The sequence below is a fragment of the Corallococcus sp. bb12-1 genome (genome assembly GCF_026626765.1).
GTDB lineage: Bacteria > Myxococcota > Myxococcia > Myxococcales > Myxococcaceae > Corallococcus > Corallococcus terminator.
On sequence record NZ_JAPNJZ010000015.1, the window covers coordinates 313,636 to 340,064 of the forward strand.

At 68.1% G+C, this 26,429-nt stretch carries 32 protein-coding genes, 1 other RNA gene and 1 pseudogene; 24 read left to right on the top strand and 10 right to left on the bottom strand.

Going from position 1 to position 26,429, the window contains the following annotated elements; all coding sequences use genetic code 11:
- Positions 1-40 precede the first annotated feature (40 nt).
- A complete protein-coding gene (locus OV208_RS18520) occupies positions 41-247 on the top strand; it encodes a hypothetical protein (RefSeq protein ID WP_267575166.1) in 207 nt (68 codons plus the stop codon).
- A 75-nt stretch (positions 248-322) separates the two neighbouring features.
- Here the strand turns inward: OV208_RS18520 and OV208_RS18525 are convergent, their stop codons facing one another.
- The 3 genes from OV208_RS18525 to OV208_RS18535 form a co-directional block, all read right to left on the bottom strand.
- Positions 323-775 carry a C40 family peptidase gene (locus tag OV208_RS18525; RefSeq protein WP_267575167.1) on the bottom strand — a complete coding sequence of 151 codons (453 nt, stop codon included), beginning with the start codon at positions 773-775 and terminating at the stop codon, positions 323-325.
- 107 nt (positions 776-882) lie between these two features.
- Entirely contained in the window at positions 883-1,206 is a 324-nt protein-coding gene (locus OV208_RS18530) for a hypothetical protein (protein ID WP_267575168.1), read from the bottom strand.
- A 780-nt stretch (positions 1,207-1,986) separates the two neighbouring features.
- On the bottom strand, positions 1,987-2,277 hold the full coding sequence (locus tag OV208_RS18535) for a hypothetical protein (RefSeq protein ID WP_267575169.1): 291 nt from the start codon (positions 2,275-2,277) through the stop codon (positions 1,987-1,989).
- A 47-nt stretch (positions 2,278-2,324) separates the two neighbouring features.
- Between OV208_RS18535 and OV208_RS18540 the strand changes: the two genes are divergently transcribed.
- Positions 2,325-2,576, top strand: a complete 252-nt coding sequence (locus OV208_RS18540) for a hypothetical protein (protein ID WP_267575170.1) — start codon at positions 2,325-2,327, stop codon at positions 2,574-2,576.
- Complete coding sequence (locus tag OV208_RS18545; RefSeq protein WP_267575171.1) at positions 2,576-2,893, top strand: hypothetical protein; 318 nt, start codon at positions 2,576-2,578, stop codon at positions 2,891-2,893. The genes OV208_RS18540 and OV208_RS18545 overlap by 1 nt, the downstream gene beginning before the upstream one ends.
- A gap of 15 nt (positions 2,894-2,908) precedes the next feature.
- Here OV208_RS18545 and OV208_RS18550 read toward each other — a convergent pair whose 3' ends face one another.
- Both OV208_RS18550 and OV208_RS18555 read right to left on the bottom strand, forming a co-directional pair.
- Positions 2,909-3,283, bottom strand: coding sequence for a response regulator (locus tag OV208_RS18550; protein WP_267575172.1), 375 nt, complete (start codon positions 3,281-3,283; stop codon positions 2,909-2,911).
- A gap of 108 nt (positions 3,284-3,391) precedes the next feature.
- A complete protein-coding gene (locus tag OV208_RS18555) occupies positions 3,392-3,781 on the bottom strand; it encodes a response regulator (RefSeq protein ID WP_267575173.1) in 390 nt (129 codons plus the stop codon).
- Positions 3,782-4,113: 332 nt separating this feature from the next.
- Between OV208_RS18555 and OV208_RS18560 the strand changes: the two genes are divergently transcribed.
- The 3 genes from OV208_RS18560 to OV208_RS18570 are packed head-to-tail and all read left to right on the top strand — an operon-like array spanning position 4,114 to position 6,409.
- Entirely contained in the window at positions 4,114-4,296 is a 183-nt protein-coding gene (locus tag OV208_RS18560; protein WP_267575174.1) for a hypothetical protein, read from the top strand.
- An 18-nt stretch (positions 4,297-4,314) separates the two neighbouring features.
- On the top strand, positions 4,315-4,896 hold the full coding sequence (locus OV208_RS18565; protein ID WP_267575175.1) for a hypothetical protein: 582 nt from the start codon (positions 4,315-4,317) through the stop codon (positions 4,894-4,896).
- Positions 4,886-6,409, top strand: a complete 1,524-nt coding sequence (locus tag OV208_RS18570; RefSeq protein WP_267575176.1) for a terminase large subunit domain-containing protein — start codon at positions 4,886-4,888, stop codon at positions 6,407-6,409. Before OV208_RS18565 ends, OV208_RS18570 begins: the two co-directional genes overlap by 11 nt.
- Positions 6,410-6,475: 66 nt before the next feature.
- Here the strand turns inward: OV208_RS18570 and OV208_RS18575 are convergent, their stop codons facing one another.
- Positions 6,476-7,750 (bottom strand): PIN domain-containing protein, encoded by a 1,275-nt coding sequence (locus OV208_RS18575; protein ID WP_267575177.1) that lies wholly within the window; start codon positions 7,748-7,750, stop codon positions 6,476-6,478.
- Positions 7,751-7,985: 235 nt separating this feature from the next.
- On the opposite strand from OV208_RS18575, the gene OV208_RS18580 reads away from it, so the two are divergent.
- The 14 genes from OV208_RS18580 to OV208_RS18645 all read left to right on the top strand — a co-directional run bounded on the left by OV208_RS18580 (position 7,986) and on the right by OV208_RS18645 (position 20,750).
- Complete coding sequence (locus OV208_RS18580) at positions 7,986-9,221, top strand: phage portal protein (RefSeq protein ID WP_267575178.1); 1,236 nt, start codon at positions 7,986-7,988, stop codon at positions 9,219-9,221.
- Between the two features lie 28 nt (positions 9,222-9,249).
- Positions 9,250-9,969 carry an HK97 family phage prohead protease gene (locus OV208_RS18585; protein ID WP_267575179.1) on the top strand — a complete coding sequence of 240 codons (720 nt, stop codon included), beginning with the start codon at positions 9,250-9,252 and terminating at the stop codon, positions 9,967-9,969.
- Between the two features lie 64 nt (positions 9,970-10,033).
- On the top strand, positions 10,034-11,224 hold the full coding sequence (locus OV208_RS18590; RefSeq protein ID WP_267575180.1) for a phage major capsid protein: 1,191 nt from the start codon (positions 10,034-10,036) through the stop codon (positions 11,222-11,224).
- A 46-nt stretch (positions 11,225-11,270) separates the two neighbouring features.
- A complete protein-coding gene (locus OV208_RS18595) occupies positions 11,271-11,723 on the top strand; it encodes a hypothetical protein (protein WP_267575181.1) in 453 nt (150 codons plus the stop codon).
- 85 nt (positions 11,724-11,808) lie between these two features.
- Complete coding sequence (locus OV208_RS18600) at positions 11,809-12,468, top strand: hypothetical protein (protein ID WP_267575182.1); 660 nt, start codon at positions 11,809-11,811, stop codon at positions 12,466-12,468.
- Positions 12,465-12,788, top strand: coding sequence for a hypothetical protein (locus tag OV208_RS18605; RefSeq protein ID WP_267575183.1), 324 nt, complete (start codon positions 12,465-12,467; stop codon positions 12,786-12,788). Before OV208_RS18600 ends, OV208_RS18605 begins: the two co-directional genes overlap by 4 nt.
- Entirely contained in the window at positions 12,788-13,192 is a 405-nt protein-coding gene (locus tag OV208_RS18610; RefSeq protein WP_267575184.1) for a minor capsid protein, read from the top strand. Before OV208_RS18605 ends, OV208_RS18610 begins: the two co-directional genes overlap by 1 nt.
- A gap of 41 nt (positions 13,193-13,233) precedes the next feature.
- Complete coding sequence (locus OV208_RS18615) at positions 13,234-13,668, top strand: hypothetical protein (protein ID WP_267575185.1); 435 nt, start codon at positions 13,234-13,236, stop codon at positions 13,666-13,668.
- An 8-nt stretch (positions 13,669-13,676) separates the two neighbouring features.
- Positions 13,677-14,138, top strand: a complete 462-nt coding sequence (locus OV208_RS18620; RefSeq protein WP_267575186.1) for a phage tail tube protein — start codon at positions 13,677-13,679, stop codon at positions 14,136-14,138.
- Between the two features lie 45 nt (positions 14,139-14,183).
- A complete protein-coding gene (locus OV208_RS18625; protein ID WP_267575187.1) occupies positions 14,184-14,567 on the top strand; it encodes a phage tail protein in 384 nt (127 codons plus the stop codon).
- Between the two features lie 14 nt (positions 14,568-14,581).
- On the top strand, positions 14,582-14,788 hold the full coding sequence (locus OV208_RS18630; protein WP_267575188.1) for a hypothetical protein: 207 nt from the start codon (positions 14,582-14,584) through the stop codon (positions 14,786-14,788).
- Positions 14,789-14,812: 24 nt separating this feature from the next.
- Positions 14,813-17,443 (top strand): hypothetical protein, encoded by a 2,631-nt coding sequence (locus OV208_RS18635; RefSeq protein WP_267575189.1) that lies wholly within the window; start codon positions 14,813-14,815, stop codon positions 17,441-17,443.
- 27 nt (positions 17,444-17,470) lie between these two features.
- Positions 17,471-18,343, top strand: coding sequence for a hypothetical protein (locus tag OV208_RS18640; RefSeq protein ID WP_267575190.1), 873 nt, complete (start codon positions 17,471-17,473; stop codon positions 18,341-18,343).
- Position 18,344: 1 nt separating this feature from the next.
- On the top strand, positions 18,345-20,750 hold the full coding sequence (locus tag OV208_RS18645) for a fibronectin type III domain-containing protein (protein ID WP_267575191.1): 2,406 nt from the start codon (positions 18,345-18,347) through the stop codon (positions 20,748-20,750).
- A 3-nt stretch (positions 20,751-20,753) separates the two neighbouring features.
- On the opposite strand, the gene OV208_RS18650 is transcribed toward OV208_RS18645, so the two are convergent.
- A complete protein-coding gene (locus OV208_RS18650) occupies positions 20,754-21,107 on the bottom strand; it encodes a hypothetical protein (protein WP_267575192.1) in 354 nt (117 codons plus the stop codon).
- A gap of 315 nt (positions 21,108-21,422) precedes the next feature.
- Positions 21,423-21,707, bottom strand: a complete 285-nt coding sequence (locus OV208_RS18655) for a hypothetical protein (protein WP_267575193.1) — start codon at positions 21,705-21,707, stop codon at positions 21,423-21,425.
- A gap of 161 nt (positions 21,708-21,868) precedes the next feature.
- Here OV208_RS18655 and OV208_RS18660 point away from each other — a divergent pair, with 161 nt between their 5' ends.
- The 3 genes and pseudogenes from OV208_RS18660 to OV208_RS41370 form a co-directional block, all read left to right on the top strand.
- Positions 21,869-22,717 carry a hypothetical protein gene (locus tag OV208_RS18660; RefSeq protein ID WP_267575194.1) on the top strand — a complete coding sequence of 283 codons (849 nt, stop codon included), beginning with the start codon at positions 21,869-21,871 and terminating at the stop codon, positions 22,715-22,717.
- A gap of 551 nt (positions 22,718-23,268) precedes the next feature.
- Complete coding sequence (locus tag OV208_RS18665; protein WP_120536414.1) at positions 23,269-23,571, top strand: helix-turn-helix domain-containing protein; 303 nt, start codon at positions 23,269-23,271, stop codon at positions 23,569-23,571.
- A pseudogene (locus OV208_RS41370) lies at positions 23,571-23,906 on the top strand (hypothetical protein); the annotation flags it as partial. The gene OV208_RS18665 and the pseudogene OV208_RS41370, both read left to right, overlap by 1 nt.
- A 347-nt stretch (positions 23,907-24,253) precedes the next feature.
- Here OV208_RS41370 and OV208_RS18675 read toward each other — a convergent pair.
- Positions 24,254-24,457 carry a hypothetical protein gene (locus OV208_RS18675; RefSeq protein WP_120536415.1) on the bottom strand — a complete coding sequence of 68 codons (204 nt, stop codon included), beginning with the start codon at positions 24,455-24,457 and terminating at the stop codon, positions 24,254-24,256.
- A 349-nt stretch (positions 24,458-24,806) separates the two neighbouring features.
- Positions 24,807-25,170, bottom strand: a transfer-messenger RNA (tmRNA) gene (ssrA, locus tag OV208_RS18680).
- A 177-nt stretch (positions 25,171-25,347) separates the two neighbouring features.
- On the opposite strand from ssrA, the gene OV208_RS18685 reads away from it, so the two are divergent.
- A complete protein-coding gene (locus OV208_RS18685) occupies positions 25,348-26,355 on the top strand; it encodes a zinc-dependent alcohol dehydrogenase family protein (RefSeq protein ID WP_267575196.1) in 1,008 nt (335 codons plus the stop codon).
- Positions 26,356-26,429 lie beyond the last annotated feature (74 nt).

A 26,429-nucleotide genomic window follows, 5' to 3' on the forward strand; every position in this document is an offset into this window, starting at 1 on the left:
CCCTCGTGCCCATGCGCACCTTCCCGCGCGGAGGGAAGCCATGCCCTACAGTCGGATGCCCGTCGTGAAGATGCACCTCACCGCCGCAGCGGCGAGCCTTCACGCGGAGGCGTGCGAGACGGGCGGGAAGCTGCCGGCCAATATGGAGCGCATCGCTCACCTCGTGGACGATGCGCTGCGCGAGGCGGACCGGGAGGCGCCCACGGACGTGAGCGAGCAGCTCCCGGACGACTCGGCCAGCCCGTGACGCAGCAGCCAGCGCGGGTGGCCGCACTGGCCCAGACGCTTGCCGCACAGGCGGCACTTCGGTGGCATGCCCATGTCAGGAGACGAACGGCGGGCGACGGAAGCCCAGCACATCGCCCCGGTAGGCGATGCGCGCGAACGGCTTCACCTTGGCGTCCGTGCGCGCCGCATCCTCCAGGGTGAGCGTGCGGCGGCCGCCACCGGAGGCGCCCACCACCACGCCCGCGCCCACGTGCACCATCACGTGGTCCGGGTCGCCCGCCTTGCCGTACAGCACCAGGTCCCCGGGCAGCAGCTCCGCCACGCTCGCCACCGGCTTGCACGCGTCCCACAGCCGGTCCGTGTTGTGAGTCGCGCGCCAGTCGGGCCCACCCACCTGGTGCAGGCACCACGTCACGAGGCCACTGCAATCGAAGAGGCGGGGGCCCTTGGGGTCCGGGAGCGCGCCCTTCGCGCCCCACCGGTACGGGGCACCCACCTGGTTGAGGACAAGCTGGAGGAACAACGCGCGCTGCGTGACGGCTGCCATCGTGCGACTCCGGGGGCGCAACAGGGAAACAGGCCTGCCGGCGCGCCACACGGCCAGGGCCAGGACCGCACACACGGCGAGCACGTGAGCGGCGAATCGGAGCTCGCTCACGGGCGCGTGCGGTAGAGCGCGGGCCGCGGCTCCTCCACCGCTCGCCGGAGCAGCTCCCGCATGTCGCTCACGTCGTTGCGGATGCCGGTGAGGACGCCGTCCATCCGCTCCTGACGCAGCTCGGTGGTGTGGAGGGCGCTGGCCTGGGCGTCCTGCTTGGCGCGCACGTCCACCACGTCCTGCTGGAGGCGAGTCATCACCGCGAGGGTGCCGCCAGCGGAGAAGGCAGCAATGACGAGGCTGCCCGCGAGGGACAGCGTCACGGTGGTGCCCGCAGAGAGCGGGCGGGGAGGTTCGGTCTGGGCGGGGGAGGCGCTCATGCCCGGACAGAAGGGGCGGCCCCTCGCCCAGGGCCGACTTCACAGATTTCGTAATTCGTGGGCTGGAGCCCTCACCCGGGAGCGCGAGGACCGCGCGGCTCGGCGGCTTCCCACGGCTGCCACGCCCACCGGGACATATCGCCCAGCACAGGTACGAGGAGGCGGCCCCAGCGAGCACCACGGACGTCCTCGTAGAAGCCGCGAGGGAGCGCCACGCCGGCAGGGCACTGCGGCACCGGGCACGGCAGGTCCGCGCGCTCGCAGGGGCAGAGGCAGGCCATCACGGGCTCGCTTCCCGGCCGTCCGCATCCCATCCGTACCAGCCGAGGTGGAGACGGCCCACCGCCTCATCGACGCGCGACCGAGGGATGCTGCTGTCATACAGGAGTCCATCGAGCCACGGAGCCACGGGCTCCAGGGCGCCTACCTCGCGCCCCTCGTGGTCCGTCACTGTCATGCGGCCTGGGTAGCTGGTCATGCCCGGGAGGAAGGGGCGGACAGCCGAGCAACCTCGCCCTGGCAGGTGCGGCACAGCGCGGCCATGCGCTCGGCATGTGTCGCGACGCGGTCCGCACACCGGGCGCATCGCTCGCGCTTCCGGTTGCGCTCCACCACCAGCCGGCAGCGCTCCGTGGAGCAGGAGGAGGACGGACGCCCGGGGCCCGCGCGCTTCGGCATCTGCGCGGCGCAGACGGGGCAGGTGGACGGCGGGCAGGGCATGCCCAGGTGGAAGGGGTCACATCCGATGTGGCCCCCCCGTTCGGGCCGGTCCCGCCCAAACTACTTCTGCCAAACGGGGGTATATGGACGCGGCCCGTCTGGAAGGTTGTCGTAGAGAGACGGGGAACGTCGCTCACGCCACCAGTACTCCGCAAACTTCTCGGGGTGCTTGTGCTCGTAGATGGCAACGACGCCAAGGAGTCCGCACGGCGAGGTGGCCATGAAGTCCCAGCCGTCCTTCTCTGCGCAGAAGGCCTCCGCCATCTTGTCGTACCAGACCTGAAAGCCTTTCTGTTTCAGGATGATCAGGGCTGTGTCGGAGACGTTGGGGTATTCTGTCAGGGCGGGCATGGCGCCAATCACTATCACGTTACAGCGGGCGCCCCTTCAACCCGGGCATGCACGACGCCGATGTCCGCCCGCCGCTGATGCACATGGTCAAGGCCACGTACCCGGAGGCACGGGTGCTGCCGGAGCTGGGGCTCGAGTACGGGCTGGTGCGAGTGGACATGGCCGCGCTCAGCCCGGCGCGGCTCCACGGGTACGAGGTGAAGGCGGACGCGGACACCCTGCGCTGCCGGCCCAGGCCCACTACTGCTACAGCTCCGTCCTGGACAGGCGCACCCTCGTCGCGGGAGCCCGCCACCTAGTGCGCGGACAGGACCTGGTGCCGAGTTGGTGGGGGCTGGTGCTCGCATGCGGTGGCGCGGAAGGCATCACGCTGGAGGAGGTGCGGCCGGCGGCGGACAACCCGAGCCCGAGCCCGGGCGCCACGCTGCAACTGCTCTGGCGGGGTGAGCTGCTGGCGCTGCTGGAGGAAGCGGGCGAGGCGCGAGGCCTGCGCTCCGCTGGGAAGGCGCGGCTCGTGGCGCGGCTGCTGGAGGTCCTGCCCGGGGACGTCCTGCGCGCCCGTGTTCGGGAAGCGGTGTGCGCCCGAGGGGACTGGCGGGCGGACGTGAACGCATAGGGCGGATGCTTGCCGTCAGCAGGTGGGGCAGTGGAGGGCCACCGCCGCCATCAGCTCGGCGAGGTGCGCTGGCTTGCGCAGCAGACCCACGGTGCCCGCTGGTGCTTGGACCAAGTAGTCGGCGTTGAACATCAGCACTGGCAGCTCGCGGAGCCGCGCGTCCTGCTGAACGTGGTGGAGGAACTCGTTTCCATCCATCACCGGCATCATCAGGTCCAGCAGCACCAGGCAGGGCTGGCCCAGTGTCGCCAGCACGTCCAGCGCATCGCGACCGTTGGAGGTTTGGAGCACCTGGTAGCCCTCGGATTCAAGCAATTCCGCCATCACCTCACGGAGATCCGGCTCGGCTTCAACGATGAGAATGGTGGAGCGCGGGGATGCTGTTGGCACGGTGGACAGCCTAAGCAGGATGTTACGGTGTCGCCAGCGAGCCCTTCGTGTGACGCCTGTAGATGAGGACGCTGCCTGCGCTCGTTCGGCGTGGCGGGTGGGCAGGAGTTAGCCGGGCGGCTCATCGTAACGGCGGTGCCGAGCAACCGTGGCCAACAACTCCTCGACTCCTGTCAGCTTGCGCAGGAGTGCGACCGAGCCCGGCAACGGCTCGGTAATGGAAGTTGCGGCGGTGATGATAACGACGGGAGAAGAGCGCACCCGAGTCATGAGGGTAAGGCGCCCCAGGAACTCCTCAGCATCGCGTTGGTCCATCCCCACACTCAAGAGGATGAGGGAGGGCGAGGGAACCTCCCCGGCGAGCAGCTCCAGCGCGCGCTGGGGAGTGGCCGCCGTCGCGATGGCATATCCCTCCGTACCGAGTAGATCCCCCAACGCTTCGCGAAGGTCATCCAGTTGTTCGACGACAAGAAGCAACGGCGGTTGGGAGGCGGCCACTGACGAACCCTATGCACCGGGGCGCTCTGCGGCCACCCAGAGCAGGCATGCACGTATTCGCCAGCCCCCTGGGGTGGGAAACCGACAATGTAGGACAAATTCGGGATTGCTCGGCGCGCTGCAATCTCGCGTCACGGATTCTTCAGCGTTTTTCCGAGGGGAACTGACAGACGACCCCCCATTTTTTGGGGCCCTGCGCGTTCCTGGCGGCCCGTAGGCGCGTCCTGTCACTTCAGCCGGGGCCGTGGGCGTCCCGGCGCCGCGTACGTCAGCGGGCCAGCGGCGCCCCTTCTGCGTGGTGCAGTCCCACTCGCAACATCCAGGAGCAGCCGATGATCACGCCCACCCCCGAGTCCGCCTCGCCCACCCCCCCGTCCCGCTGGCGCCTCACCGACTCCAGCGCCGCCGCGGGCAGTTCGCCTCCGCACGACGAGGCGCAGAAGACGGTCGGCACGGCCGCGACGCCCGCCCCGGGCCGGTGGGTGATGGCGCGCGCCCTCGCCTGCCCCGCGTAGCCGCCCCTTCTGGAGGGGGTGTCCCCTCCGCGCGGCTACGACCCGAAGCCCCCTCCCGGCAAGCCGGCCGGGGGGAAGCGCGCGCCGAAGTTCTCCGGGCCCGCCACCACCCTCACCTACAAGATTCAGACGGCCATCGTCGCGGAGCTGCGCCAGGGCTCCACGAAGCGCATGGCCGCCGCGCTCGCGGGCACCACCGACGCGCGGCTGCAGAACTGGCTGCGCCGCGGGCGCGAGGCCATCGAGGCCGGCAAGCGCAGCCGCTACACCGAGTTCGTCGTGGAGGTGGAGCGCGCCCAAGCCGAGTTCCAGAAGAGCCGGGTGAAGGACGCGCTGGACTCCATCAGCGACAAGACGATGGACGGCCGCGGCGCCCGCTGGTTCCTCGCGGTGACCGCCCCCAAGGACTTCACCATCCCGCGCGAGCCCGCCACGCCCGCGGGCAATGGCTTCGGCCCCCTCTTCGAGGTCATCACCCCGGACGACGCGCGCGCGAAGCTGGACGAGAAGCTCGCCGCCTTCATCGCCAAGCACCTGAGGGCCCAGGTGGCGACGGACGTGCCCCCAGAGCCCGCCCCCGAGGACGACGATGGGGGCTGACGCGGGCGTGGCGAAGTCCGGGGAGTCGCTGCTGGACGGCATCCCCGTCATCACGGCGGACAGCCACGGCCCCTACAACCTCATCCAGCAGCTCGCGCTGGCGGCCCACGCGGCGGACGGCACCACCACCGGCCACTGCAACGCCCTGGCCTTCACGCCCCAGGAGCTGGTGCTCCTCTACCACGAGCACCGCTACTGGCTGCGCCCCGTCCAGCGCCCGCCCGCGCACTTCCGCACCTGGTTCTTCATGGGTGGGCGCGGCACCGGGAAGACGTACGCGGGTGCCGCCGCTGTCATTGATGAGGCCCGCGCGGACCCCGAAGCGCGCATCCTCATCGTGGGCCCCACCTACTCCGAAATCGTGAAGAACCAGCTGGAGGGCACGAGCGGCATCCTCACCATCTCCGCGCCCTGGTTCTTCCCGAAGGTGGAGAAGTCGCGCCGCAAGCTGGTGTGGCCCAACGGCGCGCAGGCCACGTGGCTGCCGGCGAAGAACGCGGACAAGTTCCGCGGGCACCAGTACACGTTCATCTGGGCGGACGAGCCGGTGGCCTGGAAGGGCGACGCGGTGGCCGTCTACAAGGAGTGCCGCGTCGTCAACCGCCTCACCACCACGCGGATGCGCGCGCAGGGCCTGCCACCGCGCATGGTCATCACCACCACGCCCGCGCCCACGGTGCTCTTCCGGGAGATGCTCGGCGACCGCGAGGGCCTGGTGCTCGCGCGCAGCTCCACGCTGGAGAACCTCGCCAACTTGGCCCCGGATTACGAGGCCTACGTGCGCCGGGTGATGGAGACGCCCGAGGGCCGGCGCGAGTTCATGGGCGAGCTGCGGTTCGACCTGGACCCGGCGCTCTACCGGGGCGTCAACTGGAACGCCTCGCGCATCGACCCGAAGAAGGCGCCGAAGGAGTACGACGCCATCATCGTCTCGGTGGATCCGGCCACGGGCGAGAAGAAAGGCGCGGACATGCACGGCATCGTCGTGCTGGGCGTGCGCCTGGAGGCAGACGGGCTGGACCACGTCTACGTGCTGCAGGACGCCTCACTGCGCACACCGGAGCCCGAGGTCTGGGCGCGCGAGGCCATCAAGTGCTTCAAGGCGTGGGCGCCCGCCGCGAAGAAGCGCAGCAACGGGCAGCCAAACGCGTGGGTGTTCGCCGAGTCCAACACCGGCGGCTCCATGGTGAAGAGCACCATCCGCACCGTGGAGAAGGTGAAGGTGCTCACCGAACGCGCCATGCAGTCGAAGGCCGAGCGCGCGGCTCCCGTCTCTTCCTACGCGAAGGCGGGCCTCGTCCACATGGTGGGCAAGCACGACAAGCTGGAGGCGCAGCTCGCGAAGTTCACCGGCCAGGAGGGCGGCCACGCGAGGGACGACCGTGCGGACGCCTTCGCGTGGCCCATCTACCTCTACGTCATCCCGAGGCGCCGTAACGCAGGCGCCGCCGGAAGAGGCGCGACACTCATAGCCTCTAGCGGCGAAACCGAGAACGCTCACTCAGCACAATGAAAGGCAACACAGTCTTCTGTCGCACTGTGAGCGCAAATCGGCACCGCAAGGCGCCATGGACCCAAGTTAGCGCAATCCGCCCGCAGCGCCATCGCTCCCTGCCTCAACCGCAACGATGTCCTCAAAAACATCAACAACAGAACTCGATATCACCGGCTCCGAGGCATCGGCGAAACTAAAATTCACCCTAGAAAGCAATGACACCTGAAGATCGACACTTCCTTCAATCCAAACAGCCCCACCATCCGGAGCCGAACTAATCACCCTAAACAAATCCTTTCCCCCTCCCCTCCACGAAGAATAACCAGCCATCGTCGACATAAACCTAACAAGCACCCCCCTCACCAGAATCTTCGTCGGGAGCAAAATCTCCTCTTTCACAAACCTCATTAAATGGTTGAAGTTAAAATCAATCTTAACTACGGACCCGCCACCCACAACATCAACATCCCCCTCCGACGGCAGAAAACCTACCGACAACGACATCCCATCCACGAAATTAAATAGCATTGCCTTGACTCCACCCTCAACCTCCTGCCTGCGCGCGCGAATAATCGAAACCAGCTTTTCAGTCCCCTCTCGGTATTGATCATCCACATAAGCGAACTCTCCTTCCTGAGGCGCATCACCCCTCTTCAATTCACCATACGCAGACAGAACGACAGTCGAAGTATTGAATGCCCCAATGTTCTCATGAACCTCAAACCGACACTTAGCGAGAAACACCCTCAGAGCCTTATCGCCAACAATGGCGTGACACTTGCGACCCAGCCGCGCCTGCTCTTCCAGAGCAATGGCTGCAATAAATGCATCCGGCAAGTCATCGCGATTCTTCAGGTGCTGCACAGGGCCACTGCCAGTAAAATAGAAATCGAATGCCTTTTCCGCAGCCATCGCCGTAACAGGCAAAATTCGAGCATTTAGAGCGGCCAAGCGAGCAGCAACACCCTCTTCGGCTGCCTTGTCGACCCTAGAAGCCACGCTGGCGGCCATGGCGTGCGCGTTCTCCATATCTTCAATATCCGCTTGTGGATGACACCACGAAATTGCCTTAAGCGGCTCACGCCAAGCCTTTTGCTCGAATTTCTTTACGTCAAAAGAAATGCCTGTTGAAAGTTCGCGTTGGACCACAATAGGAACAAGAACCTGGGCCACCCCTTTTTGCACAAGTTCTTCAAGCCGCTTCAGCGCTGTAGAGCGCGCTGACACCTCATATCGGAAGGCCGACGAGTCAATTATCACTGGAATTGGGAGTTGCGGCACGGCCCCGACCGTGGACTCCACATCCTTCGTCTTTGCCTCATCCTCAATCGGCGGTGTCATCAGGCGTTCCTTGCTCATGAACCAGTAAACGTGAAAACTTAGCCGCAAATTCAACACTCTACTATCATCAAGCGCGTTGCTGCCGATGGTCGAGGCGCCAATAGATGGGGAGAGCCATCGCCCCTTCTTCTCGGGTATGGCTACTCTCCTCCACCGCGCACTTAAAGCATTGGGACTGCTGCCCGGTCCCCAGGGAAGTCTGGTCCACGCCCTGCCCATCGTCAGCTTCAGTCCGCGCCGGGGGAGTCGCGAAGTGCTCCGCGCGTACAAGGAGAACGGCTGGCTGCGCACCGTCGTGGACACCGTCGCCGAGGCCGTGGCCACGCCCCGCTGGCGCGTCTACAAGCGGACCCGGCCCGGAGTCCTGGGCGTGCTCGACCAGCGGCTGAAGTCCGCCAACCCACGGCTGCGCACCAAGGCACTGAAGGAGGCCACCGCCTCCGGTGAACTGGTGGAGCTGCCGGACCACGAGCTGCTGCGCCTGCTGGAGGCGCCGCACCCGCGCTACCCCGGCCGCGCCTTCCGGAAGCTCAGCCAGGTGCACGTGGACCTGGTGGGCGAGGCCTTCCTCTGGCTGCGCCGGGACGACACCGGGCGCGTGGTGGGCTGGGAGGTTGTGCCCCCGCACCGGGTGATGATGACGCCCACACCGGAGAGCCCCGCCTTCTTCCTCAGCTACAACACCTTCATCGGCGCGGTACCCGAGGCGGACGTCCTCTGGTTCAAGCACCTGGATCCGGAGGCGCCCGAGGACCGCGGCGCCGGCGCCGGCATGGCGCTGGGCGATGAACTGGACACGGTGGAAGCCATCTCTCGCGCGACGAAGTCCACCTTCGAGCGCGGGGGCATCCCCGCCGCCATCGTCGGCCTGGACGCGAAGTCGTCAGGCACCGACCTCGAGGAGACGGTGCTCGACCTGGAGAAGAAGTACCAGGAGGCGTTCGCTGGCCCAGGCAGCTCGGGCAAGGTGTGGTTCGCGCCCGCAGGCGTCTCCCTCGCCCAGGTGCAGGTGAACTTCCGGGAGCTCCAGACGGAGGAGCTGAAGAAGGGCCTGCTGGACTTCATCCGCCAGACGTACAACGTGCCGCCGGAGCTGGTGGGCGACCTCACCTCCAGCAACCGCTCCACCGCGGAGAGCGCCGAGTACACCCTGGCGGACTTCGCCGTCCTGCCGCGCCTGGAGTTCTGGCGCTCCTGGCTCCAGCACTGCTTGGTGCCCCTCGTCGACCGGGACGCCATCCTCGACTACGAGGACCCGCGCCCCCAGGAGTTCGAGCGCGTCTTCCGTCTCATGACGACGCCGCCCACCGAGGCCTTCACCTGGAACGAGGTGCGCGAGCTGGCGGGCTACGAGCCTGACCCAGCCCTCGAGGGCAAGCGCCCCCCTCCCCTGCCCGGCGCGGGCGGGGGCACCAACCCGCAGTCGGCGTCCGCGAACGCCACGCCCACCCCACCGCGCGACCGCAGCGGCGAAGAGGGGCGCGTGTAGCGGCAGGCGTCGCCCCTTCTCTTGGGGCATGGACAGACGCCCGCGCACCCAACGCAGCACGCGCGCCCTCACGCTGAAGCTCTTCGAGCCCACCACCCCCGCTCCGGCCAACACCCTCCCCGTCTTCCGGCTCGTGGATCCACCGGAGGAGTACGACCGCGACGGGGACCGCATGGCGGCGGGCGCGCTGCGTCTGCCGGCTGGCGAAGTGGACGTGCCCCTCTTCTGGGACCACAGCCACAAGGACCCGTCGGCGAAGAACCGCCTGCCCGTCGGTCGCGCTCGCATCTGGTTCGAGGGCGGCGAGCCGCTCATGTCCCCCGTCTTCGACGGCGTCGGCGAGCTGTCCCAGTTGTGCGCGGAGAAGGTGCAGGCCGGCACCCTCCGCGCGTGCTCCATCGGCTACCTCACGCTGTCCGCCCGCCCCAACTCCCGGGGCGGCGAGGACGTGCAGGAGGCAGAGCTGCTGGAGGTGTCCATCACCGGCATTCCCGCAAAGCGCTCCGCGCAGAGGTTGAAGAGCATGGCGACCCCCGAAGAAGTGCAGCAGGCGTTTGACCAGATGGCCAAGGACGTCGCCGAGACGAAGGCGAAGGTTGTTGAGCTGCTGGCCCTGGTGACGAAGCTCGCGCCCCCGGCCGACGAGACGAAGGGCGCGGACGACGGGACGACCGAGGACGCGCCCGCCGAGGGCGAGGACGCGGTGACGAAGTACTTCCGGGGCCTCATCACGAAGACGGGCAAGTAGCCCGCGCCCGCCGCCCCTTCTCTCCCTCCAGGACGCACCACCACACCTTCCCGAAGGAATCGTCATGCCCACGACCCCGAAGCCCACCACGCCCGCTCCCGTCCCCCCGGTGGTGGAAGCCGCGCTCGCGCCCCTCATCCTCAAGCACGTCGAGGCCGCGCTCGCCGCGCGCCCCGCCATCACCAACCACGCGGCGCCCGGCCGTGGCCCGGCCCTGCTGAAGTTCAAGGGCATGTTCGACACGGAGAGCCCCTCGCACGCGCTGCTGGGCGTGCGCATGAAGACGGCCTTCCTGGAGTACGAGGACCGCACCGCGCGCGAGAAGTCCAAGGGACTCAACCAGCCGCTGCGCGAGTGGCTGGAGAAGCTGAAGTCGGCGGGCGTCTTCGAGTCCGTCTTCGGCCAGGGCGGTAGCCTCTGGGCGCGCGAGTCGGTGAGCGAGGAGATCATCGACGTGCTGCGCCCCGCCTCCATCCTCCTGCGCGCGGGCCCGCGCATCGAGTCGGGCTACGGCGCCAAGCTCACCATCGGCGTCATCAACCAGGGCGTGCAGGTGCAGTGGGAGGGCGAGGACGAGGAGGGCAGCGAGTCCGACCTGGACACGGGCGACCTCATCCTCGGCGCCTACAAGGCGATGGGCACCATCCGCATCAGCAACGGGCTGATGCGCAAGGGCAGCCTGCGCTCCGCCGAACAGCTCGCCGCCGACGTCGGCCGCGCCATGGGGTTGGCCTTCGACCAGGCGGGCCTCGTGGGCAAGGGCCCGAAGACGCCCACGGGCATCCTCAACACCGCCGGCATCACGAAGAAGGCCATCACCGGCATCACCATCGAGCAGAAGGTGGCGGACCTGAAGGCCATGGTGGCCGACGTCATGGAGGCCAACATCCCGCTGGAGGGCGCCAACCCGTTCTACTTCATGACGTCCACGACGATGATGCACCTGTCCAGCCTGCGCGACGCGGCCTCGTCGGGAACCGGCGGCTGGGTGTTCCCCGGCCTCCAGGACTTGCAGAATCCCACCATCAACGGCTTCCCGGTGGGCCACTCCCAGACGCTGGCGGGCAAGAACATCATCGGCTTCGGCCTCGCGCAGGAGCTGTACTTCGGCAACGCCGCGCCGCTGGAGATTGAGCTGGGCGAGAACGGCAACGACTTCAAGCGCGACCGCAAGACGCTGCGCGGGGTGCAGGAGGGCGACTGGCAGGTGCGCCGTCCGAAGGCCTTCTCCATCCGCACGGGCGTCACCTACTAGCCCGCGTCCCCGTCCTCCCCCCTCCCTCTCTTCCCGGAGTCCTTCCATGCATCCCTCGCTCGCCAACATCGGCGCGTACATCAAGACGAACACCCTGGCCCTCGCGCCGGCCGCGCGCGCCGCCGGCACCGTCCAGGGGCCCACCCTCGACGTCCTCTCCTTCCGCTCGGCGGTGCTCGCCGTCGCGGTGGGGGCCGCCACCGGCGCGCCCACCACCCTCAGCGCCACCTTCACGCTGGAGTCGCGCGGCAGCACGGCGGGCCCCGAGGGTGTGCCGGGTGACTGGGCCGCCGTGGTGGACCGCGACGGCCAGACGCTGTCCGTCGTCGCCACCGCGGTGGACGGCGCCGTGGAGCTCGACGTGGACTTCTCCTTCCTGGGCGATGACCACGACCAGGTGCGCGTGAAGCAGGTGCTGGCCTTCACCGGCGGCACCTCGCCGACGCTCGCCACCGGCGCCGTGCTGGTGCTCGGCGGCTCCAACCGTCTCCCCGTGTAGCGGCGGGCACGCCCTCCCCCCTCCGTGCCTGCCCGGGCCGGGGCGGCCCCGTGCCGCCCCGGCCCTCTTTCTTCCCGAGGTGCCCATGCCCGCCGTCGAGGACCTGCTCACCGCCGCGCAGCTGCCCGCCACCGTGCGCGACGCGGCCGAGCCCGAGCGCCTGCCGCTGCTCATCACCGCCGCCTCCCTCGCCCTCGCCGGGCACGTGGGCTACCCGCTGCACCGCCGCACGGGCGTGGTGGAGTCCGTGGCCAGCCAGGGCGGGCGCTACCTCTGGCTGCGTGCCGGCGGCGTGCGCCAGGTGCAGAGCGTGGAGGTGCGCGGCGTGGAGCTGCCCGCCACCGCGTACGCGCTGGAGTCCGTCCTCATGGGGCGCGTGGTGTCGCGCGGCGAGGCGTGGCCCTTCACCGGCCGCTACTCGCCCGGCGTCTCCTCCACGCCGCTGCACGTGGAGGACACCGGGGATCTGCTCGTCACCTACGACGCTGGCTGGGTGACGCCCGGGCAGGCGGCCCTGGACGGGACGCTGGTGGTGGACCTGCCGGCGGACCTCCAGTTGGCCGCGCAGATGGTGGTGGGCGCGCTGGTGCACGGGGACGGCGCGGAGGAAGCCATCTCCGAGTCCATCGGCGGCACCTCCCTGACGCGCGCCACGGACGAGGACGGGCAGCTGCCCGCGGTGCCCGCCCGCGCGCGGCGCCTCGTCGCCCGGTACTGCCGGCCGCGCCACGGGGCAGGCCCGTGAGCCTCCTGGGCCACCGCTTCCGCCAGCGCTTCGGCCTGGCCCGGTTGCTGTCCACCAACGCCCGGGGCGAGGAGGAGTACTCCGAGCCCACCGTGCATGCCTGCCGCTACGAGGGCAGCACGAAACGCCTCGTCGCCTCGGACGGCACCGACGCCACCACCGAGGCCGTCTTCTTCACCCACGTGAAAGTGGGGCCCGGGGACGCCCTCTGGCTGCCCGGCGACACCCCGGGCGACCTCAACACCCAGCGCCGGCCGCTGCGCGTCACCCCCTGCTTCAACATCCGCGGGGGCCTGGACCACTACGAGGTGTACGTCTGATGGGCGCCACGCTTAAGGACGTGGAGCTGCACGTGGCCCAGGTGCTGGAGGGCGCGGCCCTGGGCGTCTCCATGACGGCAGCGCCGCCCAGCCTCTACACGGGACCCTGGCCCGTCTCCGCGCCGCCCCAGGTGGTGGCGGTGCGCGAGGTGAACGGTGACGCGCCCGAGGACTACCTGGGCACGGGCCGCAGCTACCTCCAGCCCGACGTGCAGGTCCTCGTGCGCGGCCTCACGTACGCGGCGGCACAGGCCCTGGCCCGCCGGTGCTGGAGCGCGCTGCACCTGGCGGCCGTCCCCGGCTACGTCTCCTGCCGTGCCCAGGGTGCTCCCGCGTACATGGGCCCGGACGGAAAAGACCACCACCGCTTCGCCTTCACCGTCACCCTGGCCTACGCCGGCTGACGCGAGGCGGGCGCCCCTTCTGGGTGCGTATGCCTGTCCGCGTGAAGCTCGACCTCCGCCCCCTCCTGAAGCTGCGCCAGCGCGCGCCCGAGGTGCTGCGCGAGTTGGACAAGCCGCTGCGCGCCACCGTCCGCCACGCGCTGGACCTCTCGCAGTTCGACGTGCCGCGCGGGGACCGGGACGTCGAATACGATAAGCACGGGAACGAGAAGCAGCAGACGCGCCCGCTCGCGGACACGGGCTTCATCGACGGGCCCGCGTACCGCATGGACAAGCGCCTCTCCACCACGTGGGTGGCCGGCTACGCGCACCACGCGGCCGGCGCCATCCACGAGGGCTTCCACTGGGGCGACCAGATCATCAACCCACCCCCCCACTTCCTCAAGAAGGCCTTCCGTCGCTCGCGCTCCTTGGGCCGCAAGGGCGTGAACCAGGCCCTCGAACAGGCGCTGAAGAAGATGTTCCCCCCGAAGTAGCGAAAGGCATGGCCATGGCTGACCCGGAAGTCCTCTACGCGCAGAAGGTCCACTTCACCCTCCTGCCCACCACCCCGCTCGTCACCCTCGAAGAGGCGGAGGTCGACCCCGAGCCCGTCGCCACCGAGCTGGACGGCATCACGGAGTGCTCCGTCTCCGAGGCGGCCGACAGCGTGGACACGAACTACTACGGCAGCGACGGGTACAAGAAGAACGCCGCCACCCTCACCGGGTTGACCATCAGCCTCAGTGGCCACCGCGTCCGGGACAACGCCGCGCAGAATGCGCTGGAGGGGCAGTTCCGGAAGCTCGGCTACCTGCACGTCATCCGGGACGCGGACGCGACGGTGGGCCAGCGAGGCAAGCGCTACGCGGTGCGCGTCATGACCTTCGACTCCGGAGGCCCGTCCTCCGACGTGGACAAGCTCACCGTCAGCCTCACCGGCCAGGGCGCTCCCGTCGCTTTGTAGCCGCCCCTTCTTCACCTCGCAGCCGTCCACCTGGAGAAGCCAGACATGAACGACGCCCCCCAATACCGCAAGCCCCTCGGCACCCGCCGGAAGTTCGTCAAGCGCATCACCATCAGCGGCGCGGACTACGACATCTGCGAGCCGTCGTCGGGAGACAAGACGGCCGCGCTGGCGAGCAGCAGGAAGGCCGGCGAACTCGACGACAAGAACCACCCCGTCGACGAGGACGCCGGCATGCACTTCCTCGCGCGGATCGCCATCGTGTGCCTCTACCACCCGGGCGGTGTGCAGCGCGTCTTCGAGCAGGAGGAGAACGCCGCCGTGAAGAACGAGCCCTGGCTCGACGAGTACGGCAAGGACTTCTCCGCCGCCTTCGGAGGCCCGACGGTGGAGGAGGCGCGGGGAAACTCCGAAGCCACCCCGAGCTGAGCGTCATTTACGGGGTGGCGAAGTTGATGGGCGTGTCGCCCGAAGCAGTGCGCGACTGGCCCTGGTCCGATGTCGTGCACCTGCTGGCCTACTGCGAGCAGGAGAACGAGGAGATGAAGGCGCGCCTTCCAGCGCCTGGCGCCTCTGCTCCTTCCTCCCGGGGCCCAGCCTCGAAGAGCACCACCACCGTCTACCGCTTCGGCCCCAAACCGAAGCGGTAGACGGCACGCCTCTGGAGTCCTCTCATGGGTGCGCTGAAAGTTGGAGACCTCTACGTCGCCGTCACCGCGAGCATCGGCGAAGCCCTCGTCAGCGTGGGCAAGCTGGTGAAAGGCATTGAGCGAGCCGCCAAGCAGGTGAAGGAGGCAGCGGAGCCCATCGGCAACATCGGCGCCGTGGTGGCGGCCGGCATCGCCGCGGCGGTGGCGGCCTCCGCCGAGTCCAACGCGGCGATGAAGGAGCAGACCGAGCGCATCAAGGACCTGCTCATCACGCTCGCCGCCGAGCTGGGGGACCTCTTCGCGCCCCTGGTGAAGAAGGTGGCGCACGTCATCGAGCAGGTGGTGGCCAAGCTCCAATCCCTCTCACCCGCCACGAAGCGCGCGGGCGCGGGTATCGCCGCGTGGGTGGCCGGCGTGGGCCTGGGCGTCGGCGCCGTCGGGAAGCTGGCCGGCGCGATGGAGGGGATGACCAAGGGCATGGCGCTCGTGCTGGAGACGAGCAAGAAGGTCCTGCCGGCGTTCACCTACCTGGGCGAGGGCGCGGGCAAAGCCTTCCAGTCCATCCAGGCGCTGTCGAAGGTGGACATCGGGAAGGCCCTGGCGGGCATGAAGTCGGGCATGGGAGGCCTGGGTGCCTCGGTGGCGGAGTTCACCACGTCCATGCCGTCCCTAATGGCAAGCATTGGGCGGATGGCGCTGGGCTTCGCGACGGCGGCCCTTCCAATCCTGGCCGTCGTCGCGGCCCTCGCTGCCATCGCCCTGGTCGCTGGCAGCGTCTACAAGAGCTGGGGTGACATCAAGCTCCTGGCCAAGGAAGCCTGGAGCGCGATGTCTCAGTCCGTCGCTGAGATGATGGGAGGGCTGAGCGACGTCGCGATGAAACTGGCGGACGTCTTCGGCCTCGCCTTCAGCGCCCTCGGATCCACCATCGAGGCCATGGTTGACCGGTCCCTCGACTTCGTCGCATTCCTTGTGAGCAAATCCGCAAGCATCCTTCGCCCCATTGCCGAGGCGGCCAAGATGCACAATGTGACCGGGGCACTGAAGGAAGCAGAAAAACTCACCGGAAAGGGATTGAAGGCGAGCATCCTGGACGCACTCGCCGCAGGCGGGAACGCCTTCATCGAGAAGATGGCCAAGGAGGCCTCGGAGTTGAAGAAGGGTGCCGTCCTCATCGCGACGAAGGCAGCAGACGCGGCGAAAGCCGCAGGCGCGGCAGTCAAGGACACGGTGGGCGTTGGGCTCCAGCACTCCGCCTCCGGCCTCGAGGAGATGATGAAGGCCGTCCTGAACTCGAAGACGGTCGAGGAGTGGAAGGCGAAGATGGAGGACCTGAAGGACCTCCTCGGCTCACTCTTTGATGGGAACGCACAGGCCCACCTCCGCACGGCAGACAAGAACGGCATCGAAGTGGATGCGGCCGGGCACAAGGGGACGGAGAACTACGCTGCGAACCTGCGCAAGGTGGACCCCTCGCCCGCCCTGACGGCCTACTCCAAGATGGTGGAGGACCAGGCGAAGGCCCTCGCGGAGTCCATCCGCCGGGCCGCCGAGGACGCGGAAGTAGCGGCGGATGCGGCGAAGGCCGCCCTCATCGCGGGCTTCGTCAATCGCCTGGGCGAGCTGGGCGGCATCATCAACTCCGCGAAGCAGGGCTTCGAGGCGGGCGGCTTCTGGGGCGCCGTCATCGCCGCCATCGGCGAACTGCTCATGGGGACCGAGGAGATGGCCGGCGCCATCGAAATCCTCAACGGCATCGTCTCGCAGGTGTCGGACATCTTCGGGGCGATTGGCCGCGGGCTCCAACCCCTCCTGGGCGCGGTGGGCTATGTGATTGAAGTCGTCGTCAATCTCATCCAGCCGTTCCTGGAAATGCTCGGGGACATTCTGGAGGACTTCGCGCCCGTCATCGTCATGGTGGGCGAAATCCTCCAGGCCCTCACGCCCGTCCTGAGCGGTGCCTTCAAGGCGCTCGCGTCGGCCATCAGTTGGCTCGTGGAGGGCGTCCTGAAGGGCGTCTTCGAGGTGCTGCGCTACGTGGGTCTGGCAATCCTCTACATCATCAAGGGGCTGGCTTCCGCGTGGAACGGCATCGTCAGCGCCATCCAGTGGGTGTTCAAGAAGCTGGGGGACATCTCCATCTTCGGCGCGCACCCGCTCGGCTTCCTCCGCGATTGGGGGGACAGCATGGAGTCCGCGAAGATCAACACGGACTCGCTGAACGAGAGCATCTCGAACCTGAAGGATGTCACCTGGGACGCCGCGAAGCGGAAGGCCGAGGAGACGGCGGAGGTCCTCAAGAACAAGGAGGCACTCGCGGACGTCAACGAGGCGCTCAGCAACGTGCCCGCCCTCTGGAAGGTGGCGCTTCGGCGCTTCGACTCACAGGACGAACAGGAGGGGCCCAACACGTCCGGAGGCAGCGCGACACCTACGCCCACACAGCCGCCCCCGTCGCCGTCGCCGTCGGGAGGAGGCTCGGTGTCCGCGCCCGAAACCTCCGGCGGCTCCCTCTTCAACTACATCTTCAACATCACCGGCTACGACACGGAAGAGGCCATGGCGGAGGCGATGCGGAATGCCGAGGCCATGCAGCGCCGCCTCGGCATCCGGCTCTTCGGCACCGCGGCTCCCGTCACCAGCCGGTACGCGTAGCGCCCGGGCCACCCCTTCTTCTGGGGCATGGCCTACCTCACGCTGTCCGGCATCGAGGTCCGCTGCTCCACCGCCAAGGGACTCATGCAGAAGCCCACGCTGCTGGGCCCACGCATGCGGACCTTCAGCGGCTGGGCGATGAGCGGCACCCGCGCGCGCGTCCACACATGGTCCGGTGGCACGCCCCCCATGCCGTTGGCCGAGGCACAGGCCCTGCGCCGCCTCATCGACGGGGAGGGCCACAGTTGGGCCTTCGAGGCCAACAGCGGCTTCGGGCTCTACAGCAGCAAGGGAGTCCCCGGCACCGTCGTCGGCACCATCGGCGTGGGACCCGGCAGCTCCACTCCGCGCTTCGGGGCGGGCGGCCTGGTGCTCGCGGCCGACGCCTCCGTCACGTGGCCCACGGGCACCACCACCACGTACCTCGTGGGGGCGTGGTTCAAGGGCGCGTTCAGCGCCGGAGCGTGGACGCACGTCATCGTTGACCCAAACACAGACATGACCTGGAAGAACGGGGAGGAGTGGCTCACAGCGGGAGACCTCACCGGCGAAACCGGCATCGACCTGGGCGTCGGCCTGCTCACCCCGTCGGCGCTCACGGTCGCCAACCGCACCGCCGAGACCGGCACGCCGAGCGTGCTGGACGTCGATGACCTCGTGCTGCTGCCGTACGCGGTGCCGCGGGCGTGGATTCCCCAGTGGTACGCGTGGGGCGCGGCAGGCCACCCCTTCGGCCCGCTGCCGTACCACGCCGCCACCGGCGACGGCGTGCCCGGCCCCTTCCAGGTGCTGGGCCAGGCGGGCGACGCGGCCGCCGTGGAGTACGTCGACGACAACGGCGCGCGGGTGCAGGGCCAGTACCTGGACTTTGAACTCTGGCAGCAGCCGGAAGGAACCTGACATGCGCACCCTTTCCCCCGCCGAATCCGCCGCCCTCTCCTGCCGCGCGGGCTTCGCCTCGCACGTGCGTGTCCTGGTGCTGCGCGGCGCCACCTGGACGGACCTCTCCACGCTGCTGCCCGGGGATTACCTGCTGGGCGCCTCCTGGTCGGACAGCATCGACGCGCCCGTCTCCACCGCCAGCGTCTCCGTGGTGCGCAACGGCCCGGACGGCAAGCGCCTGGCGCTCGCGCCCATGGTGGTGGCCAGCCTCTTCAACACGGTGGACGCCGCCTACCAGCCGCTCCTGCGCGAGGGCGCGTACTTCCGCGTAGAGCTGGCCACGGTGCCGCTGGACACGCGTCGCGCAGCCGTCCCCTCTGGCACCTGGCGCGAGGTGTGGCGCGGCCGCATCGACGAGGTGGACGCGGGTGGGGACGAGCTGCGCCTCTCCGGGCGAGACCTGGGCGGGCTGCTGCAGGACACGTGGGCAGAGGTGGAGCGCACCTACGGCAGCACCGCGGGCACGCCGGTGCAGGCCGTCATCCAGTCCATCCTCAACGACAACGGCATGTCCTCCTTCGGCCTCTACACCCCGGTGGATCCGCTCTCCGTGCGCGGCCCGTACGTGCAGGAGCGGGAGCCCCTGCTGGACGCGGTGACGTTCCTCGCCGAGCAGATTGGCTGGGACTTGCGCATGCGCTGGCGCGAGGACGTGGGCGCCTTCGCCCTCACCCTCGGGAGCCCCAACCGCACGACGGACGTGCCCGTGGCCACCTTCGGCCCGGACAACGTCCAGGAGTTCTCCGAGCTCAAGCGCAGCCTGGAGCACGTGCGCAACGTCGTGGAGGTGGTGTACTCGGACAAGGCGGACAAGGACGCCACCGGCGCGAAGAAGCGCAAGACGGTGACGGCCACCCACGCCGCCTCCATCGCCCTCTACGGGCGCCGTTGGATGCAGGTGGCGGAGGCCGCCTCCTCCCTCATCGACACCGAGGTGGAGGCAACGCGGCTGGCCGCCGCGGCCCTCGCCGACCTCTCCGAGTCGGCGCTCAGCCTGTCGCTGACACTGCCCGGCGTGCACTGGTACCTGGAAGCGGCGGACCTGGTGGAGGTGCTGCCGGACGGCGTGCACTTCGACACACCCCAGCGCATCGCCGTCGTCTCCGCGGAGCACGAGTGCGCGTCCTCCGGCGAGGCCCGGACGAAGCTCCAGTTGCAGGGCCGGCCCAGCACCAGCCGCGCCGTCTGGGCGGAGAAGGACGCACGCCCCGGCGTCGCCGCCAGCGCGCCCTTCACCGGGCCCCCGGCACCGTCGGGCCTGACGGTGACGAACACCGTCAACGGCTTCTCCCTCGCGTGGATGCCGGCGGACACAGGGCCCTCGTGGGACTCGTACGAGTTGCACGTGAGCAGCACCGCGAGCTTCATCCCCTCCCAGGCGACGTACCGGGAGAACAGCCGCACCACGAGCTTCAACGTGGCCAACCTGGTGGCGGGCCGGGCGTACTACGCGCGCGTCATCCCGCGCGACAAGAAGGGCAACGCGGGCCCCGCCAGCGCCGAGGTGACGCTCGCGCCCAGGTACGTCGCCCCGGCCATGCTGCAACCCACCGTGACGTACGCTGAGCGTCCCCTCAACGCCGACTTCGAGGCGCTCAGCAACCCAGCCCTGCCGCCGGACGGATGGGGCATCTCCCCGGGCACCTGGGGCGTGGATGCTACCGACGAGGCGAGCAACGTCTACAGCGGCATTCGTGCTGTCCGCCTGGCACCAACGCTGGTGGCAACGAAGATTGGCAGCCAGCGCTTCTCAGTCCGGGCCGGAGACCTGCTCTTTCCGAGCGCGCTGGTGCGCGGCGGGCCGGAGGCGTTCAACTCCAGCTACTACAGCGTGCTGCTGCTCGCGTGGCTCGATGGTAATTTCAACCTCGTCAGCATCACCGAGGTGGACCGGCTGCAGTTCGCTTTCAACTGGCAGGAGCTGGGACGCGGAGCCAACGCCGTCGCCCCCTCCGGCGCGCGCTACTGCCAGCTCTACATCGGCAAGTTGAACGCGCTCGCGTACACCCTCTACGTGGACTCGGCGCGCGTGGAGGTCCAGTCCCGTCCCCAGGACTACCAGGGCGCGGTGCTGATCCCCACCTCCGGCTGGGTGTCCACGGGGTTCCCGCGCGGTAACCCGAAGTACTACAAGAACAGCTCCGGCGACGTCGTGCTCGCAGGCTCCATCAAGAACGGTTCCTTCGGCAGTGCCGCATTCACCCTGCCCGCTGGCTACCGGTCGCTCGACGAACTGCACCTGCCGGTGGTGAGCAACACCGGCTTCGGCAGGCTCCACATCACCGCCGACGGGAACGTCACGCCCATGTCCGGCAGCACGACGGAGTTCTCGCTCGACGGCGTCCGCTTCCGGGTGGAGGCGTGAGGCTCACGGCTGGAGCGCGGCGACGACCTTCTGACGCTCGGAATCACTGCCCTCAGCGACCATGAACATGATGGGCCCGTGGACGATCTTCTGCTCACTCGATAGCGGGGACTGATCCATCACTTCCTTGTATGCCTTTGCCGCCTCCGCAGTATTGAACTGAAGGATGCCGACGTAGACCTCGCCTGAACGGTAGTCGAAGCACCGCGGCGCCACGGCCTGCTTCGTATCCTCCGTCTTCTCGGTGAGCACGACGCCGCGCGACTTCGCGAATGCCTCGGCGGACTCGATGGTGTCGAGCCCCTTCGAACAGGCAATGGAAGACAGTGCTATGACAACAACAAGCATCCGCAACATGGGGCTTCCTCCTGCTGAATGCCTAGCACCCAGAGTCAAGACAGGACAAGGTACCGCTCACCCGTCATGCAGGCCCAGGCTGCACACCCGCCCGTAGCTCATCAGGAAGGTCGGTCCGCCGCAGGTCGGGCAGCGCTCTTCCGGGGACAGCTCGCGCGGTGGCGGTGGGGTCGGTTCCGCCACACCCTGGAGTTTGGCTAGGTCACGCAGGAAGTCCGCGCGGACCTGCCGGTGGCGTTGCAGTTCAGGCGGTGGCGGCCTGGGTCGGTGGTGGCGCATGGATCCCCCTCCGACGAAGAAGGGGCGCCACCTGGCCTATCGTCGCTTCTTCTCGCGGGCCGCGAGCGCATCCTCCAGTAGACGGACCGCCACCTCGTCAGGTCCGAGTCGCTCGCTGGCCGCCAGCGCGCGTACCGCATCGGCGTGCTTCGCGAGACAGTCGTACACGCTGAAGCCCAGGACCATCGCCTTGACGCGGGCGCTGTTGATGGATCGCAGTCGCTCCGCCTCCTTCATTGCCTTGGCACGCTCGCCGAGGGACGCGGGGGCGCGCATGCTGAACTGGTCGTCGAACTTCTCTTCTTCGGGCTCGAACAGCATCGACACCTCCGCGTGCGGGCACCATTTGTATCCCACCTGAATCCCACTCGCAACCCACAGCCCTTGACTTGGGTCCCCTATGGGATACATTTCTCCGTGCTTGGCCGCCTGGAGAAGCGTCGAGCTTCACGGCATCAGGCGACTGCGCGAGAGGCAGGCATATGCGGCAGATAGAGAATATTTGGCGGGGTCCGGAGTCGGTGTCTCCGCGAAGCAGTGGCACGAAGGCCCTGCGCACAGGGAGCCGTGAGCAACCTCTCGACATCGTCATCCGCCGCTATCGGCGCATCTTGCTGGGCCGCCTGTATCAAGTGCGCGACGCCAAGACGGGCGCGCCATCGATCGACCTCCATGCCACGGGGCGGCATCCGGACTTCCAGCCCGACGTGGACATGGACATGGTCGTCTCCGCGCGAGCTGCAACCGCCGACTCCCCTTCCCGCCTCCGCTTTCGACTGGCGCATGTGTCCGCCGATGCGTCCAATGAGGATGTTGCCCGGGTCACGGAGGGCGCATTGAGCCTCGCCAAGGCGATGGTCCAGTCAACCTGCACGCGCAGCGAGCTGGCCGAAACCATGGCGCACCTTCGGGCACCGGCACGCCCTCGCGGTCCCGTCCTTCGGTCGCGAAGGCACTGGCGGCGCGCGCGAAAAGCGCTCGCGAAGGCATGGGGAAGTGCCCTGACGAGCGGCTACATCTCTGTCGTGCTCGCGGGCGCAGCAATCCTGGGCTCCATCATGATGCCGAACCAAGCTCCGGACCCAAGGCCAACGCAACTGCCTCACGTACCTGTCGGCCTCGTTCTCGCGGCGTCCACTCCGGACCGACCTGAACTGTCACTGGATATTCCGGACCGGCCTCTTCAAGGGCAGAAGACGAAGGACTGCGACCCGGACGCCAGCGAGCAAATGATCAAGGGAGCCTGCTGGGTGGAGACCTCGAAGAAGGCTCCGTGCGGAGACAAGCAGTACGAGTACAAGGGGAAGTGCTACCGCGCTGCCGGCAAGTAGTTGACGCAGCAAGGCCTGAGCTACCTAGTTGCGCAACTGCCTGACTGGTGCTACCTCTTTCGAGGTATCAGTAGTGCCAGCGGTCCGCTGAAGCAGTGACCTAAGCGGTGGACCGCATCCCAAATCGAGCTTGGCCTCCGCCTTCGAGCGGTTGGCTACCAGAAAAGGCCGGTACACCCGAGTGATGTCGGGACACCCGCCCTCCCGGTGCTCCGTCGGCGTTTCTTAGGTCCGTCGGCGGAGCACCACTTTTTTCTGGGTGGGGTTCGCATGGGTCACGCAGGCCAGCACAGCCATCCCCGCCCACCCACGACACCTGCCATTGCGTCGGCCTCGCCGTCCACCGTTCTGGATGCGCACCGAATGACGAGACGGAGTCGTATGCAAACCTCCCTCGACACATCGTTGGCGCGGGAGTTGCTCAACGCGCGCGTGACTGTGGAGCCCGATACGAGCTCGCAGCAGCTACGGACGAAGCCTCGACCTCACGGGTCGTTGCTCATCTTCTTGACCGATCATCTTGTGCAGTGTCGTCCGAGTGGGAGAAGTCGATGACCGAAGTGGAGTTGGTGGAGAGCATCCGGAAAGTCGTCCGGGAGGAATTGCGCGCGCACGTCGCGACGGATGGCCGCGAGTACCTCACGGTTGCGGAGGCGGCAGCGCTCGCCCGGGGTGGGCAGAGCATCATCCGCAACTGGTTCAAGGACGGCACTCTGAAGCGGCATGGGACGCCGGGTCGTGTCCTCGTCAGCCGAGGCGAGTTGCTCGCAGTGCTGGAGCGAAGTCCTGCACACGTTACGAGCGAGGAAGCCATCGAGGCGCTCGCGGCAAGCTTCGTCGGAGGGGGTACCTGATGGGCTCCGTCTACAAGCGCAGCGACTCACCCAACTGGTGGGTTGGCTTCGTCGACGTGCACGGGAAACGGAAGGATAAATCCTCGAAGAGTCAGGACAAGCAGGTCGCGGAGAAGTTGCTGGCTGTTGTCGAGCGCAAGGTGCGCGCGGAAAAGGAGAGCGGCCTCGTCAGCGCGAACAAGGGGCCTATCACCGTTCACCGGTACGCCGAGCAATGGCTGGCGGACCGACGCGCGCGAGGAATCGCAGCGGCAGATTCGGACGAAGACCGCCTTCAGCACGCGCTCCCAGTCATCGGAGGGATGGTTCTGGCCGAAGTGCGGCCAAAGGACATCCTCGCGGTCGTTCGTGCGATGGAGGCGAAGCGGACAGCGGAGGGGGCGAAGAAGCTCGCGCCGCGAACGGTCCTGCACGTCTACGGCGCGCTTCGGCAGATGTTCAGCGACGCGCACAGGGATGAACTCATTCCCGCGAGCCCCTGCGTGCTGACGCGGCGCCGCGGCGAACTGCCCAAGAAGCGCGACAAGGACCCGCAGTGGCGACGCACGGCGCTCTTCGATCGCGAAGAACTGATGCTGCTGATCACCGACCGGCGCGTCTCGGAGCGGCACCGCGTCCTGTATGCGGTCGAGAACCTGGGAGGCATGCGCATCAACGAAATCAGCCCTCGAAGGTGGCGGGACTACCTGCCCGACATCACGCCTCTGGGGAAGATGGTCATCGACACCTGCTGGGACTCGAAGAAGAAGGTCCTGAAACCGGCGACGAAGACAGGGGTGGTACGGGAGATGCCCATCCACTCCGTCCTGGCGCGCATCCTCGCGGACTGGCAGGCGGAGGGGTGGGCCCGGCAGTACGGGCGCCAGCCCGGGCCGGAGGACTTCATCGTCCCATCCGTGGACGGAGGGCTCCTGAGTTCCTCGTCCAGCTACAAGCGCCTCCAAGAGGACCTGGCGCAGTTAGGCCTTCGGCGACGAAGGCAGCACGACGCCCGGCGGACGTTCATCACGTTGGCGATTGCGGATGGCGCTCAGAAGGACCTGCTCCGCTGGGCGACCCACGGGCCCGAAGGCGACATCGTGGATGCCTACACGTCACTACCCTGGCACGTGCTGTGCGAGCAGGTGGCGATGCTGAAGGTACAACTCCCCGAGGGGTACCTCCCCTCGGGTTTCTCCGGAATCACTACGCAGCCACTACGCTCAATGGAACCGACCGAAATGACTACGCAACCACTGTGGAGGCGGAGGGAATCGAACCCTCGTCCGAAAGCCGTCTGCTCTTTGACCCTACGTGCGTAGTCCGCGATTTTTTACGTCACCTGGACTCCCACGGACGGGATTCCCGATGCCGGTCCTGGAAAGATCTCGTCACCTCGGGCCCAGGCTCCCTCAGTGACCAGTCCGCATTATGACGGCCCATCCCCACCCCACGGACCGAGAGCAGGGGGACCGCGCACTAAAGACTGCTAATTAGGCAGCCAGCGCGAGCTCAACGTTGTCGTTGGCTTTTGTGTTGTTGTCGGCAGTTTAACGAGGTCCCAACAAGCTCGGCACGCGTCTCGAACTTCAATGCCCCCGTCGAAGCCAGGTCGCCCCCAGATTCGCCGTACTGCATGCGGCCACGACGTCTCCGCACCCGACTTACATTAACCGCTGAACGCCTCCCGTCAATCCTCCTGCTTCACCCGGGGTCGCTCCGCCAACATCCTGCCCCCACCCCTCGGGCAGCCCACCGGGCCCTTCCCCGGCCCCCTCCCCTCCCGGAGACACCTCCATGAAGGCGTACGAGCTCCAGCACACCACCGGCATCGACGGCTGGGTCCCCGTCGAGAAGCCCCGGCCGCAACCCGGCCCCGGCCAGGCGCTCGTCCGCATCCACGCCGTGTCCCTCAACTACCGGGATCTCATCATCGCCAGGGGCACCTACCCGGGCACCCGGACGCCCCTCATCCCCGTCTCCGACGGCGCGGGCGAAGTCGTCGCCGTCGGTTCCGGCGTCACCCGCGTCAAGGTCGGAAACCGCGTCGCCCCCACGTTCTTCCAGGTCTGGACCGACGGTGAGCGCACCCCGGAGAAGGTCACCCATGCGCTCGGCGGCGGCGTCCCCGGCGTCCTCGCCGAATACGTCTGCCTGGACGCCGAAGGGCTCGCGCTCCTGCCCGACTGGCTCTCCTACGAGGAGGGCGCCACCCTCCCCTGCGCCGCCGTCACCGCCTGGAACGCGCTCGTCCCCCAGGGCGGCCTCAAGCCCGGGCAGACGGTGCTCGCCCAGGGCACCGGCGGCGTGTCCATCTTCGCCCTCCAGTTCGCCCGCATCCTCGGCGCCCGCGTCATCCTCACCTCCAGCAGCGACGACAAGCTGGCGAAGGGAAAGCAGCTCGGCGCGGACGGGCTCGTCAACTACAAGAAGTCGCCGGCCTGGGAGCAGGACGTCCTCGCGCTCACGGACGGCCAGGGCGTGGACCACGTGCTGGAGGTCGGTGGCGCCGCGACGCTGTCCCAGTCCGTGCGCGCCACCCGCGAGGGCGGTCACATCGCGCTCATCGGGCTGCTCACCGGCGCCCCGGGCAAGCCCGACAACGCCGTCACCGGCAGCAAGCAGCTGCGCGTCGTGAGCACCTACGTGGGCAGCCGCGCCATGTTCGAGGACATGCTGCGCGCCATGGCGCCCCAGAAGACGAAGCCCGTCATCGACCGCGTCTTCCCCTTCGACCAGGCCCGCGACGCCCTGCGCTACATGGAGTCCGGCGGCCACTTCGGGAAGATCGTCATCTCCGTGTGACGCGGGTGGACACCGCGACGCGCGCCCGAAGAATCCCTCCCCTGGGAGGACGACCTTGGGCGTAACGTCCCGCG

Bases quoted from the DNA above. Each gene is read 5' to 3' on its own strand.
- OV208_RS18595 (WP_267575181.1), top strand. From the start codon at position 11,271: ATGCATCCCTCGCTCGCCAACATCGGCGCGTACATCAAGACGAACACC.
- OV208_RS18530 (WP_267575168.1), bottom strand. From the start codon at position 1,206: ATGAGCGCCTCCCCCGCCCAGACCGAACCTCCCCGCCCGCTCTCTGCG.
- OV208_RS18635 (WP_267575189.1), top strand. From the start codon at position 14,813: ATGGGTGCGCTGAAAGTTGGAGACCTCTACGTCGCCGTCACCGCGAGC.
- OV208_RS18675 (WP_120536415.1), bottom strand. From the start codon at position 24,457: ATGAAGTCCTCCGGCCCGGGCTGGCGCCCGTACTGCCGGGCCCACCCC.
- OV208_RS18600 (WP_267575182.1), top strand. From the start codon at position 11,809: ATGCCCGCCGTCGAGGACCTGCTCACCGCCGCGCAGCTGCCCGCCACC.
- OV208_RS18640 (WP_267575190.1), top strand. From the start codon at position 17,471: ATGGCCTACCTCACGCTGTCCGGCATCGAGGTCCGCTGCTCCACCGCC.
- OV208_RS18585 (WP_267575179.1), top strand. From the start codon at position 9,250: ATGGACAGACGCCCGCGCACCCAACGCAGCACGCGCGCCCTCACGCTG.
- OV208_RS18560 (WP_267575174.1), top strand. From the start codon at position 4,114: ATGATCACGCCCACCCCCGAGTCCGCCTCGCCCACCCCCCCGTCCCGC.
- OV208_RS18685 (WP_267575196.1), top strand. From the start codon at position 25,348: ATGAAGGCGTACGAGCTCCAGCACACCACCGGCATCGACGGCTGGGTC.
- OV208_RS18540 (WP_267575170.1), top strand. From the start codon at position 2,325: ATGCACGACGCCGATGTCCGCCCGCCGCTGATGCACATGGTCAAGGCC.
- OV208_RS18570 (WP_267575176.1), top strand. From the start codon at position 4,886: ATGGGGGCTGACGCGGGCGTGGCGAAGTCCGGGGAGTCGCTGCTGGAC.
- OV208_RS18525 (WP_267575167.1), bottom strand. From the start codon at position 775: ATGGCAGCCGTCACGCAGCGCGCGTTGTTCCTCCAGCTTGTCCTCAAC.
- OV208_RS18655 (WP_267575193.1), bottom strand. From the start codon at position 21,707: ATGCTGTTCGAGCCCGAAGAAGAGAAGTTCGACGACCAGTTCAGCATG.
- OV208_RS18535 (WP_267575169.1), bottom strand. From the start codon at position 2,277: ATGCCCGCCCTGACAGAATACCCCAACGTCTCCGACACAGCCCTGATC.
- OV208_RS18610 (WP_267575184.1), top strand. From the start codon at position 12,788: ATGGGCGCCACGCTTAAGGACGTGGAGCTGCACGTGGCCCAGGTGCTG.
- OV208_RS18520 (WP_267575166.1), top strand. From the start codon at position 41: ATGCCCTACAGTCGGATGCCCGTCGTGAAGATGCACCTCACCGCCGCA.
- OV208_RS18590 (WP_267575180.1), top strand. From the start codon at position 10,034: ATGCCCACGACCCCGAAGCCCACCACGCCCGCTCCCGTCCCCCCGGTG.
- OV208_RS18620 (WP_267575186.1), top strand. From the start codon at position 13,677: ATGGCCATGGCTGACCCGGAAGTCCTCTACGCGCAGAAGGTCCACTTC.
- OV208_RS18660 (WP_267575194.1), top strand. From the start codon at position 21,869: ATGCGGCAGATAGAGAATATTTGGCGGGGTCCGGAGTCGGTGTCTCCG.
- OV208_RS18645 (WP_267575191.1), top strand. From the start codon at position 18,345: ATGCGCACCCTTTCCCCCGCCGAATCCGCCGCCCTCTCCTGCCGCGCG.
- OV208_RS18650 (WP_267575192.1), bottom strand. From the start codon at position 21,107: ATGTTGCGGATGCTTGTTGTTGTCATAGCACTGTCTTCCATTGCCTGT.
- OV208_RS18625 (WP_267575187.1), top strand. From the start codon at position 14,184: ATGAACGACGCCCCCCAATACCGCAAGCCCCTCGGCACCCGCCGGAAG.
- OV208_RS18665 (WP_120536414.1), top strand. From the start codon at position 23,269: ATGACCGAAGTGGAGTTGGTGGAGAGCATCCGGAAAGTCGTCCGGGAG.
- OV208_RS18575 (WP_267575177.1), bottom strand. From the start codon at position 7,750: ATGAGCAAGGAACGCCTGATGACACCGCCGATTGAGGATGAGGCAAAG.